We start from the raw sequence: 13,039 nt of genomic DNA, 5'->3' as shown, positions 1-13,039 counted from the left end.
ATTGCACTTCAACATGGTATGCCCTCTGTTGATGTTCTTCTTATATGTATCTCATCAGCCTCCCTGGCTTGAGCAGTGTTGTCTTACCTTTCAGATCGGGCTCGCGGCTTTGATACGCGCGACTACGCGGCCTGCCAGGTCATCCGGGCGAAACTTCGCCAGGAAGTCATCGGCTCCGACTTTCTTGACCATGGCCTGGTTGAAACCGCCCGACAGGGAGGTGTGCAGCACGATATGCAACTTGGCCATGCGCGGGTCACCGCGGATTTCGGCGGTCAGGGTGTAACCGTCCATTTCCGGCATTTCGATGTCCGAAATCATCATCAGGAATTCCTCATGCGGGTTGCGCCCCTCGTCAAGCATGGCCCGAAGGTAATCCAGCGCCTGGCGCCCATCGTTCAAGGCGACCACCTCGACGCCTACCGTCTCCAGGCAGCGGGTCACCTGTTTACGCGCCACCATCGAGTCGTCCACGGTCAGCACACGCAGATGCCTGGCCTGTTGGGTGACCGCGTCATCCACCACGCCGACGGATATTTCCTCGGACGAGGGCGAGATTTCCGTCAGCACCTTTTCCACGTCGATGATTTCGACCAGACGATCATCGGCACGGGTAACGGCCGTCAGGTAATTGTTGTCGCCGCTGCCCTTGGGGGGCGGATGAATGTCTTCCCAGTTCAAATTGACGATGTGTTCAACCGCATACACCAGGAAGCCCTGAACGCGGTTGTTGTACTCCGTAAGTATAATAAAGGCGCTTTCTTTATCCGTGATGCCAGGCAGCCCCGTTGCCATCGCGAGGTCTAGAATAGGAATGCAAGCGCCGCGTATATTGGCAACGCCACAAATGTTGTTATTAGACTTTGGTAGTAGAGATAACTTGGGGCAGCGGATAACTTCCCGAACTTTAAAGACGTTGATTCCGTACAGCTGTTGGTCGTTGAAGCGGAATAGCAATAATTCCAGCCTGTTCTGACCGACCAGTTGTGTACGGCTGTTAACGGATGCCATTACACCTGCCATACACACCCCTTGATTCTGGTTGGAACAGCGTTGATGTCGTAATGACATTAGCATATGTGGGGGAATGTAAAATATATGTGAAATAAAAATAATCGAGGGGTTTATCGTTAAAGCAACAGCGACGCGGATGATTAGCTATTCAGGCGGATGTTTGAAAATAGTTAGTTGGCTAACTTGCTGGTTTGGGAGTTGATAATGATTAAGATTGGAAAATGGCAGGGTGGATGTATGACAACAAAAGGCCGAGACGCTGAATGCGACTCGGCCTTTCTTGTTACTGGAATGCGCGCGCGTCTTGGGTGAGTACCAGCACTCGTTCGAGCATCAGTTCACCTGGCACGATCAATTGTTAGGTGGCCAGTAGCTTGTGACGGTTGGCACCTTCGAACCCGAAGGTCTGGTCGGTGGTCATGGCGTTGAGTGAGGCGAGGGTTTCGCTTGCTTGAATCAGCAGGGGCTCGGGGGACCGGTGCGTAATACATGCTTCACCGCGGGATAGTCGAGCCGGAACAGATGGATCATCGTCGGGTGCTGGAAATTGCTCTACCCTTCCTCGAAAGTCTCTAAGGCATCCAGGCCGACTGGACGCCTCTGGGCACCATCAGTGCGCTGTTCCACAAGCCCGAAGGTGAGCTCTGCCCGTGGTTGTTCGAACACTTTAGCGCTGTCTAGCCAAGGTCGGTCACGAATGGAAAATACCGGTATTGAGTACACCGACAAACAACGCTGGTTTGCGCTCACCAAGATAAACACGCTCTCGGCCCTGTCACAGATCGTGCAGATAGGTACCGTCACTCCGCTGCTGTCGCTTTCGCTGGATCAGCATGGGGTCGAGCCGGCAAAGATCGGGGTGATTGTCAGTGCGTCGTGGTTGGCGATCCTGCTGCTCTACAAATGGGTTCCGCGCTTGCTGGCCCATTTGGGGCTCGTCAGGACGAATATCCTCAGCGCAGCGCTGACGATTGCCGCGCTGATCGGTATGACCTTGACTACCCATTTGGTACTGATTTTTTCGCTGAACTTCGTACTCGGTATTGGCTTGATCCTGCGCTGGATTGCCTGCGATACGTGGATCCTCGCGGTCGCCTCGAAAGACGAGCGCGGCCGGACGATCGGCGTACATGAGACCTTGATGGGCCTGGGTATTGCCGTTGGCCCGCTGCTGTTGGTGGTATTCGGCGTCGGGAGTACCGCGCCTTACTACGCCTGTGCCGTGATCGTGTTGTTATCCGGCGCGCTGGCCTTAACCCTCAAGGGCTACGATACGCGACCGCAAACCCCGGCGGAAAAACGCCATGGCAAGTTATTCAGCGTCATCCCCACGGCGCTGTGTGGTGCGTTTATCGCAGGCTTTTCGGAAACCTCATCCGTATCGTTCCTTGCCGGCTACAGCCTCTCGGCCGGTTATCTATTGACCGCCGCCACCCTGCTGATATCGGTGTTCGGCATTGGAGGCACCGTCCTGCAACTGCCGATCGGCTGGATGGCCGACCGCAGTTCCTACAAGGTCGGTCAATTAATCTGCGGCTTGATACTGTTGCTGGGCACCCTCGCTATTCCGTTCAGCCAGCCGCTCCCTTGGTTGGCGACGATTACCGTGTTCCTCTGGGGGGGCGCCATTGGCGGCATGAACACCCTGGCAGTGATCGAGGCGGGAGACCGGGTGGGCGAACATCAAGTGTCCACCGCCATGACGGCGATTGCGATGTTCTACACCTTGGGTAGCGTATTGGGTCCCATTGCCACGGGCGCCACAGTGTCCTATGTCAGCGAGCATGGGCTGATGATCTCGGTGGGGACAGTCGGTGCGGTTTTCATTGCAATGTTGATGTTGCGTAGAGTTCCTGCATCAGAGTGAATTGCGTCTGTACCTTTTTAGCGCTGTATCCCGGTTGGGCCTCTGCTGGAGATAAATTCGGAGAACGTCGTCTTCACAAGGGCAGGGGGGCTTTCCCAAGACTGGTGCTGGGCAGCCGTGAATACCATTGGAATACCAAACTGCCTGGAACTCAAAAAGCCTAGAAAGCCTCTCGTGGCCCTGAAACCCCCGTATTTACTAGATTTCAGGCACAAAAAAAGACGTCCGTGGACGTCTTTAGATGTTGAGGTGGTGGGCCGGGGTAATTTGAATTGGCTAAGTAAGTTATTGATTTATCATATTAATAATGATTTTAATTTTTCGCTGGAATACCAATTGGAATACTGCACGCCACTTGACCACCCGTTTGCATTCGATCTGACCGGGACCTGCCACTTGAAAGTATGTCGTAGGTTCTCTTATGTCAGTTGGGAAGCTCAGATCCTAGGCAGTCAGCTTGGCTGGTTCAGCGATGTGGTGGCCAGTTTGGTCAGCAGCCTGCTGACCAAATTGCACTCGATACAGATTCTTCGCTCACTCATCGTCGAAATAATCACGGTCCAATGCCGGAAGCCTCAGCAGTCGTGAGGTAACCCCGACGTCATGATCCATCATCAGATTCACTAGGCGGTTACCGTCCACCAGTACGATTCCTTCAACAGACTTGGCAAAATCAATAGCGTGGGCGGTGAAGCCAGAAGTGGTGATGAATACGCCGCGCTTCGCTTTCTGCCCTGCGAGGGCTCCATAGAACGCTTGCAGCTCAGGACGGCCGACCGTGTTTTGCCAGCGCTTGGCTTGGACGTAGACCTTCTCAATCCCCAGTTTATCGAGAGAGATAATACCGTCGATACTAGCGTCGCCTGAGCCACCAACGCGCTGCAGATCATTGCGACTGGCGCCGTAACCCAGGCGGTGCAGTACATCCAGCACAATCACTTCAAAGTGGTTGGGAGTCACTTGCAACAGGTTATCCAGCAAATCGGCGGCGGTAGCTTCGCGCAATTCTTGCAACGCCTGCTCAAGACGGTCATCGGGGCTAGCGGTGGCTGAAGAGACGTCAGGCTCAATTTGAGCCTGATCATCTAATGGGGTGGCATCGGTTGCGACTTTCAGCTTCACATTCATATAGCTGATAGCCAAATGCTCCACTTCATTGTGAGGGAGTGGCGCTGCGTTCTCTTTTGCGTAGCTGATTCCAGAGTCAGTCAGTTTCCAATAACCGCGCTTCGCGCTGCTAGATAGACCTGCACGTTTTAGTCGGTCATGCGCCCAACCTGCGCGGCTTTTGTAGGTCGCCTGACCGCTGGCGATCAGTTCCTGCCGTTGCTCTTCGGTCAGGTGCAGCGTTTTCGCCGCTGCTTCCTGGGCATCCCGCGTAGGCGCGCCGTCTGGCTTGGTAGCTAAAAAACGCAGCACCGGTTCGATGAATTGGTCGTAAGTGGGAACGGGCATTTTGCCTACCTTTGACGTTGTGGCGAGTCACCTGAGCAATCTGCAGGAGTAAGTGAAATCTCGTCAGGCCAGTTGAGCAGTCTCGATGAACGTAGTGGGGTATCCTATGGCATTTTTTGCACGAACATCTTTCAGGTGCTTCGTTGCACCCAATTAGTCCTCCGTTCGACGTTGTGACAGGAACCAGAATACCTATGGCAAGCGCCAAATTAACACTCGCACGGCTAGAAAATCTGTTGCTGACTGCCTGTGATGACCTACGTGGCAACATGGATGCCAGCGAGTACAAGGAATACATTTTCGGCATGCTGTTCCTCAAGCGTGCCAGCGATTTGTTCGATCAGCGGCGCGAAGAGATTGCCGCAGAAGGCGAGGCCAATGGTCTGAGCGAGAATGACATCAAGGCTCACCTTGAGGACCCTGATCAGTATTCCGGCAAGTACTTCTTCGTGCCGGAGCGGGCTCGATGGAATCAGGGCTGGGTCGATAGCACCTGGAATCTGCATCCTGCTCTCAAACACGTCAAAGAAAACGTTGGCACGGCCCTCAATAAAGCGCTTGAAGCATTGGAAGAGGCCAACCCCGAGGCTTTGCAGGATGTGCTTAAACACATCAACTTCAACAAAAAAATAGGCCAGAACACGCTGGATGACGACACACTGGTCAACTTTATTCAGAACTTTGAAAAAATTCCGCTGCGCGACGAAGACTTCGAATTCCCAGATCTACTGGGCACCGCCTATGAATGGCTGATCAAACACTTTGCCGACTCTGCAGGCAAGAAGGCTGGCGAGTTCTACACTCCGGCCGAAGTGGTGCGTATCTGCGTTGAGATCTGTGACCCTCAGGAAGACATGAGCGTGTACGATCCCACTGTAGGGTCGGGCGGCATGCTAATCCAGGCGCGCGATTACCTGCGCGAGTGTGGTGCCGATGCCTCCGAACTGGCGTTGTTCGGTCAGGAAAAGATGGGCACCACCTGGTCTATCTGCAAAATGAACATGCTGTTGCACGGCATCTCTCACGCGGTGATTCGCCAGCAAGACACCTTGCGCGAGCCGCAACACCGAGATGAGCGTGAACATGACCATCTCAAGCGTTTCGATCGCGTGCTGGCCAACCCGCCGTTCAGCCAGAACTACATCAAGAAAGACATCAAGTTCCCGGGTCGCTTCCCGGTGTGGATGCCCGAAAAAGGCAAAAAAGCCGACCTGATGTTCGTGCAACATATGCTAGCCGTGCTTAAAAGCGACGGTCGGATGGCGACGGTAATGCCCCATGGCGTGCTGTTCCGCGGAGGAGAAGAGCGTGAGGCGCGTAAATATTTCATTGAAAAGGGCTATCTCGAAGCAGTAGTTGGCTTGCCTAGTAATCTGTTCTATGGCACTGGTATTCCTGCCTGCATTCTGGTGCTGAATAAGGCAGGGGCGGCTGAGCGTGACCATGTGTTGTTTATCAACGCCGACCGTGAGTACCGAGAAGGCAAGGCCCAGAACCATCTACGGCCCGAAGATATCGACAAGATCGTCCATGCTTATCGGGCCGGAGAAGATATTCCTGGCTATGCACAGCGGATTCCTGTTGCTGACATTCGTGCGGAAGACTTCAACTGCAATATTCGACGCTACGTGGATAATGCTCCGCCGCCCGAACCCCATGACGTGCGAGCCCATCTGCACGGCGGTGTGCCCGTCAGCGAGATCGATGCGTTTGGGCGCTTTTGGGAAAATTATGTCGGGCTGCGTGAAAGCTGCTTTGTGCCTCGTAACGCATCCGCCGGCGGTTTGCCATACGCCGATTTCTCGGCTGAGCTCCACCAAAAACATGCGATTGCCGAGTACGTCAGCTCACACTCTAGCGTTATCCAACGCCAGGGCCAGTTTATGGCTGAGTTGCATAGCTGGTGGCAGCAGCACTTGCCCATTGTCGAAGCGCTGGCACCGGATACCACCAATCAGCAAGCGCGGGCCAATAACGTCTATCAGATGCGCGCTACCCTGCTGGATAGCATCGAGCGTACTTTTGCCGGTCAGTGCTTGCTGAACCGCTTTCAAGTACGCGGTGCTTTCGCCAATTATTACAAGTTGCTGGCTGCCGACTTTAAATCCATCGCTGCCAGCGGCTGGGGCCCGGAGTTGATTCCCAACGAGGATATTTTGCAAAGCCAGTTTCCCGAAGTATTGGCCGAATTGGAACAACAGCACAGCCGACTGGCCGAGCTGCAAGCGCTGTTCGCTGCAGCGGGCGAAGAGGATTTTGAAGACACTGATGACAGTGGTGTGCTGCCAGCCGATAAGGTGAAAACTCTCAAGACCACCCTGAAAGAAGTCCGTGGGTTGATGAAACTGGCTAAGCGCGATACCAGCTTTGGCAACTGGCAAAGTTACCAGAGCGATGCGGAACGTATTGAGGGACTGTTGGCTTGTCATAAAGCGCTGGAAGACGAAGCGAAAGGTCTCAGGGCTTTGATCAAGACGACCGAGCAAAGCCGCGATGAGTTGGTGGAAAAAGCCCGAGAGAAGATCAGTAGCGACGAGGCCCGAGTGGTGATCGTCGAACGGCTGGGTAAGGTGCTGTTCGACAGTTACCGCCAATATCTGCGAGCCGATCAACGTGCCTGTATTGCTGTGATTGAGAATCTTTGGAGCAAGTATGCTGTGACAGCCAAGCAGATTGAGGCCGAGCGCGATGATGCTACGCAGGTGTTGAAGAAGTTTATGATGGAGTTGGGATATGAATGAGCATGCCGTAAGCGGGTGGCGCTCTTCGAGCTTTGGCTCTCTCTGCCTCCGCATAGTGAACGGTGGAACACCTGAGACTGGCAATCCGGCCTATTGGAACGGCGAGACACCTTGGATAACCGGAGCTGACTTCATTGCCAATGGTATAGGTGAGTTTCGGCGTTTTGTGTCTGACGCGGGCATTCGAGGTAGTGCTACATCAGTGGTCAAGCAAGGGAATCTCTTGGTCGTAACTCGTACAGGGGTTGGCAAATTAGCGATTGCGCCTTGTGATATTGCAATCAGCCAAGATATTTCTGGTGTTTACATCAATACAGACCGTGCTGAGACGAGTTTTGTCTATTATCTGTTGCTTCGCGAACTTGATGAGTTGAAGAAGCTGAACCAAGGTACGAGTATCAATGGGATTATTCGTTCTGATCTTGAAGAACACATTGTCCGGTTCCCAGTATCCAAAAGTACACAAAGAAAAATTGCGGAAATTCTGTCTGGCATTGACAAAGTCATCGAAAAAACCGAAGCCCTCATCACCAAATACCAGCAGATTAAGGCGGGGTTGATGCATGATGTGTTCACTCGTGGCGTCTTGTCCAACGGGCAACTGCGCCCATCGCGCGAGCAAGCACCAGAGCTGTATCAGGAAACGAAGATTGGGTGGATTCCTAGAGAGTGGGATCTAAAGCGCTGCGCTGATTTGTGTAAGCGAATTTGCGTCGGAATAGTCATTCAACCAACGCAGTACTATGTAGATGAAGGTGTTCCTGCTCTCAGATCGGCTAACGTACGTGAAGATGGCATTGATCCGATTAACTTCGTTTATATATCTGCAGCATCTAACCAGCTTCTTGCAAAAAGCCAAGTGAAAGCTGGCGATATCGTTTCTGTTCGCACTGGCTATCCTGGGACTAGCGCGGTCATTCCTCCAGAATTCCAAGGCGCTAACTGTATCGATATCCTTATATCAACACCGGGTGAACGGATCAACTCGGAATATCTTTGCGACTGGATAAATTCATCCTTTGGAAAAGGTCAGGTTCTTCGTCAACAAGGTGGCATGGCCCAGCAGCACTTTAATGTTGGGGAAATGCGAGAGTTACTCGTTGCTCTTCCGGATCTAGACGAGCAAATTAAAATCAGGAGTAAGATCAATGCCGTCGCGAGTAAACTAGCGATTGATCGAGTTTTTCTGGAAAAACTTAGAAGACAAAAGCTCGGTCTAATGCAAGATCTCCTAACAGGAAAAGTCCAAATTAAGGTCGATGCACCGGAGGCCGCCTATGCCTGAAAAACTGTTCATTAATCTCAATTATCTGCTGCGTCAGCGCACGGTGGAAGGCCGACGTATTGAATACAAGACGGGCATGAATCCGGACGCCATTCTTCACACGCTTTGCGCCTTCGCCAATGACTTTGAAAACCTGGGCGGCGGTTATGTGGTGATTGGGTAGAATTGTGATGACCAACGGTCAGCCGCTATTTCCTCCGATGGGCCTGGCTCACAATCAGCTGGATAAAGTTCAGCAAGAATCACTGGCGGCCTGTCAGTCGATTCAGCCGGCCTACTTTCCGGTGCTAAGTGTGGAACTGGTCGAGGGCCGCAAGCTGATCGTGCTATGGGCGCCGATATAAGGTTCCGGCGTCGGTGATCGCGAAGCAGAAAAGCTGGTACTACTATGGAAATGACATTATCCGAGCTACCCAGCAGTCGGTTGCAACGCTACCGCCTGACCGCCACAGGCCAGCACTGGTTGCAGGCCAATAGCCAAAGAAGCACACGATGAGTGAGTACAGCGAAGTCGAACAACCCTTTTTGCAGCAGTTGGCCGAACAGGGTTGGACGGTGATAGATCAAGGAACAGGTATTCCGCAGAGCGCACATGGAAGCTTGCGCACTAACTTTCGCCAATGGTTGCTGCCCGAAGTATTCAATAGCGCCGTACGGGAGAACAACCGCACGGATGAAGGCCAGCAGTGGTTGACGGACCGCCAGTTAGAAGATTTACGCAGTCAATTGCTGCGCCAGCCCAACCGCACCCTACTGGAGGCGAATGAAACGATCCAGGCTTTGCTGTTTAAAGCGCAGGTAGATGTCAATGAACTGACCGGCGAAGCCGATCCCGTGGTGCGACTGATCGATTTCAAAACGCCTGAGAATAACCAGTTCCATGCTATCAATCAGTTCCGTATTGATACACCTGGGTGCGTAAAGGACTTCATTGTTCCGGACATTGTTCTGTTCGTGAATGGCATCCCCCTCGGAGTGGTTGAGTGCAAGAAAGCCTCTCAAACCTGCGCCAATCCGATGCAGGAAGCCTTTGTGCAGCTACAGCGTTATATGCGCAAACGTCCGGAATCCCAAAATGCTGGACTAAAGGAGGGTGAACCGAGCCTGTTCCATAGCAACCTGCTACTGATCCGTAGCAGTGGTCTGCAAGCGGACTACGGCACCATTACATCAGAGGCGGAGCATTTCTATACCTGGAAAACGCTCTATCCGCAGAACGATGCCGCCCTCGAAGGATTAAACCCGCAGCAGCAACTAGTCGCCGGGATGTTGAGTCGAGCCAACCTGCTGCAGATTCTGCGGACTAGTTCAGTTGTGATGGATACAGATGGCGGCCCTCGGGTGAAGGTGGTATGCCGCTACCAGCAATTCCGCGCAGCGAACAAAGTCATGGAGCGCTTGCGTAATGGCTCCACGGCCATGGAGCGCAGTGGTGTGGTATGGCACACCCAAGGCTCGGGGAAATCGCTGACGATGGTATTTTTGGCGCGGATGCTGCGGGCCAGCCGTGATCTTGCTGACTACAAGATTGTGTTGGTCAATGATCGGCAAGATCTGGAAGAGCAGCTAGGCAAAACCGCCACGTTGATTGGTGGTCGGGTCAATGTGATCGAGAGTCGTCAAGCGTTACGCCAACACTTGGCTACCGAAAGTTCTGACATCAATATGGTCATGGTGCACAAGTTTCAGGAACACAAACAGACCCTGAGTAATACCGTGGCCGAGGCGTTGGGCACTTACTTGGCCATACCGTCAGGTAAGACCTTTGGAGTGGTGAACCCTTCGGAGCGGATCATCCTGATGATTGACGAGGCGCACCGTACTCAGAGCTCGGACCTGGGGGAAAACCTGTTTGAGGCTTTTCCCAATGCCACTCGCTTGGCCTTCACCGGCACTCCGTTGCTGACCGAGCGCCACGGTGAGCGCAAAACCCGCAAACGCTTTGGTGAATACATCGACACTTACCGGCTGATGGATGCGGTCAAGGATGGCGCCACCTTGCAGATTTTGTACGAAGGTAAAACGGCCGATAGTGCGCTTAATGAAAAGCACGCATTTGATCAGGCCTTCGAAGACCTGTTCCGCGACCGCAGCGAAGAAGAGTTGCTGGCGATTAAAAAGAAGTATGGCGCTACCGGCGACATCCTGGAGGCCGAGAACCGCATCAACGCGATTGCCCGCGACCTAGTTAAGCATTACGTCGACAACATCTTGCCCAACGGTTTTAAGGCGCAGGTGGTGTGCCATTCCAAGCTGGCCTGTGTGCGCTATCAAGCAGGTATCAAAGCGGCGTTGTCCGACCGCATCAAACAAGAACAGGCCCGGGAACTGCCTGACGCAGAATTGATCCGACGGCTGAGTTTTTTGAAAACAGCCGTCGTGGTGTCGTCAGACGGCACTAACGAAGCGGCGTTCATCACTGATGCGCGCAAACAGTCCGTGCGGATGAACGCGGTTGATAATTTTTGCCGTAGTTTCGATTTTGACGATCCGGACAAAGAACACACCGGCATCGCGTTTCTGATCGTCTGCGACATGCTGCTGACGGGCTTCGATGCGCCCATCGAGCAGGTGATGTACATCGACAAGAAACTGCGCGAGCACACCTTGCTTCAAGCTATTGCCCGTACTAACCGGGTCAAGAGGGGCAAGCAGCGCGGCTATATCGTAGATTACATCGGCTTGGCCAACCATCTGACCGATGCGCTGACGCTGTACGCAGCCAGTGATGAGCTACAAGAGCTGCAGGACGGTATGCAAAACATCACCTCCGAGTTGCCGGTGTTAGAGGAGCGCTATCAGCGTTTACTGCAACATTTCACAACCTTGGGTGTGAATAACATCAAGGCCTTTGTCACGGGGGCTTTACACACATTGGATGCGGATGCAGCTGTGGTGCATGAGGCCGTCAAGGCCCTGAAGGATGAAAAGCAACGGGCGGATTTCGAGGTTTACCTCAAGAAATTTTTGATGAGCCTGGACATCATTTTGCCTCACTCGTCTGCACAGCTCTACCGCGTCCCCGCCAAGCGGTTTGGTTATATCCTGCAAGTCACCAAGGAGCGCTACAAAGATTCCAGCCTCGATTTGGGCAGCGCAGGTGAAAAAGTGAAGGCGTTAATCAACGAGCACTTAATTAGCCTGGGCATTAACCCCAAGATTGAACCGGTGGAGTTATTAGCCGAAGACTTCCTGGAGAAACTCAATGCCCATGCTGGTAAAAACAGTGAGGCCAAGGCCAGTGAGATGGAGCATGCCATCCGTAAGCATTGCACTGTCCATCATGATGAGGATCCATCTTTCTTCAAGAGCCTGTCGGAAAAGGTTGATGCCCTCATTGAGAAGCACCACGAGGAGTGGGATTTGTTAGCGGAAAAATTGGCCGAACTTAGAAACCAAGCTATCGCTGGCCGTCAGCAGGGCGAAGAGGGGATGAGTAAGGAGGTGACGACCTTCTACGAGCATATCGTCCAGGTTGGCTTTCTAAACGGCACGGTTGAAGGTGGGGATAAACCCAAGTTCAAAGCATTGATTGGCGTTACGGTGGAAATTTTGCAGGAAACCATTGCCAGCATTGATTTCTGGCAAAATCCGGACAAACAAAAGCGTGTTCGAGGACTGCTCAAGGCTGAAATCACTAAAACGGGCATCGAGGAACTCAAGCAAAATCGTGAACGCGTGGCAATTGAAGTCATGAAATTGGCCAAGAACCGTCATGATGAGCTAATCCGAGCCCTGCGCCGTGGAGACGCATAAATGCAACTTCGTCAGGTTCGAGACATTGAGTATCAGTTACTGCCAGGCTCAGACCGCCAGACTACAGATATCGTGATTGAGCGAGATGGTTTGATCACAGTGCGCCCACCCAGGCGTATGACCCCTGAGCAGGTGGATGAAACCGTACTCAGCAAACGTATGTGGATCTATCGAAACCTTGCCGATTGGCGTGACCTCAACGCCACTCGCGTGACACGTGAGTGGGTTGGGGGCGAGTCTTTTCTGTACCTGGGCAGTAGCTATCGCTTGCAGCTGGTGCAAGAGCAGGATGAGTCCCTGAAACTCAAGGATGGACGCTTCTGCCTGTTGCGGTCCGTTGTAGAAACGGGGGGGCACGAACTTGCGCAGCAGACCTTTGAATCCTTCTATAAGGAAAAAGGCCTTGCCCGGTTGAGCAAGCGGGTCGCTCTCTTCGCCAGCAAGGTGGGGGTGAGGCCGGGTAATGTTCAGGTCAAAGATATAGGTTACCGCTGGGCATCCTGTCTGAAAAACGGAGATTTGCATTTTCACTGGAAGTGTCTGATGGCTCCGCTGACAATCATTGACTACATAGTCGTTCATGAGTTGTGTCACTTACATCATCGCGATCATTCTGATGCGTTCTGGAACGAGGTCGACAAGGTGCTGCCCGACTATCGCGACCGGAAGGAGTGGTTGCGGGGGCGTGGTGCTGGTCTGGACCTTTAACGAGTAAGCGAAGATTTGCCTTTGCATGCACAGGCCATCTCAACTTTCCCCAGACGTCTGACGATCAGTAGTACGCTCTCCTTCAGGTATAGCTGCGCAACCCAGCGTTTGACTGCATCCACCATCTACCTTGCCGCACTGACACGCTGCCTTGGAGTCTGGGAGCCAAGCTGCCCAAAGCTGTAGGTCTGTCAAATTGACCCAGCCTTGTGT

The 13,039-nt window shown here is 53.0% G+C and carries 9 protein-coding genes and 1 pseudogene; 7 read left to right on the top strand and 3 right to left on the bottom strand.

The features are described from left to right. Window positions 1–90 precede the first annotated feature (90 nt). Both J1N02_RS09155 and J1N02_RS09150 read right to left on the bottom strand, forming a co-directional pair. Window positions 91–1,023, bottom strand: coding sequence for a chemotaxis protein CheV (locus J1N02_RS09155; RefSeq protein ID WP_098480910.1), 933 nt, complete (start codon window positions 1,021–1,023; stop codon window positions 91–93). Between the two features lie 352 nt (window positions 1,024–1,375). Continuing rightward, window positions 1,376–1,501: pseudogene (locus tag J1N02_RS09150) on the bottom strand (DUF6124 family protein); the annotation flags it as partial. A gap of 210 nt (window positions 1,502–1,711) precedes the next feature. Between J1N02_RS09150 and J1N02_RS09145 the strand changes: the two are divergent. Beyond that, a complete protein-coding gene (locus J1N02_RS09145) occupies window positions 1,712–2,881 on the top strand; it encodes an MFS transporter (RefSeq protein ID WP_027605335.1) in 1,170 nt (389 codons plus the stop codon). A 534-nt stretch (window positions 2,882–3,415) separates the two neighbouring features. Here J1N02_RS09145 and J1N02_RS09140 read toward each other — a convergent pair. Then, window positions 3,416–4,336: a restriction endonuclease gene (locus J1N02_RS09140; RefSeq protein ID WP_421147303.1), complete on the bottom strand. Its 921-nt coding sequence runs from the start codon at window positions 4,334–4,336 to the stop codon at window positions 3,416–3,418. Window positions 4,337–4,530: 194 nt separating this feature from the next. Between J1N02_RS09140 and J1N02_RS09135 the strand changes: the two genes are divergently transcribed. The 6 genes from J1N02_RS09135 (at window position 4,531) to J1N02_RS09110 (ending at window position 12,826) form a co-directional block, all read left to right on the top strand. Beyond that, window positions 4,531–7,077 carry a type I restriction-modification system subunit M gene (locus J1N02_RS09135; protein WP_421147302.1) on the top strand — a complete coding sequence of 849 codons (2,547 nt, stop codon included), beginning with the start codon at window positions 4,531–4,533 and terminating at the stop codon, window positions 7,075–7,077. Continuing rightward, window positions 7,070–8,362 (top strand): restriction endonuclease subunit S, encoded by a 1,293-nt coding sequence (locus tag J1N02_RS09130; RefSeq protein ID WP_421147301.1) that lies wholly within the window; start codon window positions 7,070–7,072, stop codon window positions 8,360–8,362. Before J1N02_RS09135 ends, J1N02_RS09130 begins: the two co-directional genes overlap by 8 nt. After that, entirely contained in the window at window positions 8,355–8,525 is a 171-nt protein-coding gene (locus J1N02_RS09125; protein ID WP_421147300.1) for a helix-turn-helix domain-containing protein, read from the top strand. Before J1N02_RS09130 ends, J1N02_RS09125 begins: the two co-directional genes overlap by 8 nt. Window positions 8,526–8,532: 7 nt before the next feature. Continuing rightward, window positions 8,533–8,706: a hypothetical protein gene (locus J1N02_RS09120; RefSeq protein WP_421147299.1), complete on the top strand. Its 174-nt coding sequence runs from the start codon at window positions 8,533–8,535 to the stop codon at window positions 8,704–8,706. A gap of 148 nt (window positions 8,707–8,854) precedes the next feature. Further along, window positions 8,855–12,118: a type I restriction endonuclease subunit R gene (locus tag J1N02_RS09115; RefSeq protein ID WP_421147298.1), complete on the top strand. Its 3,264-nt coding sequence runs from the start codon at window positions 8,855–8,857 to the stop codon at window positions 12,116–12,118. Then, window positions 12,119–12,826 carry a M48 family metallopeptidase gene (locus J1N02_RS09110; RefSeq protein WP_421147297.1) on the top strand — a complete coding sequence of 236 codons (708 nt, stop codon included), beginning with the start codon at window positions 12,119–12,121 and terminating at the stop codon, window positions 12,824–12,826. Window positions 12,827–13,039: the final 213 nt, after the last annotated feature.

The organism is Pseudomonas sp. NFX5, assembly GCF_049132125.1.
Lineage (GTDB): Bacteria > Pseudomonadota > Gammaproteobacteria > Pseudomonadales > Pseudomonadaceae > Aquipseudomonas > Aquipseudomonas marginalis.
The sequence above is the reverse complement of the archived record's forward strand: the minus strand, read 5'-3'. Positions and strand labels throughout refer to the sequence as shown.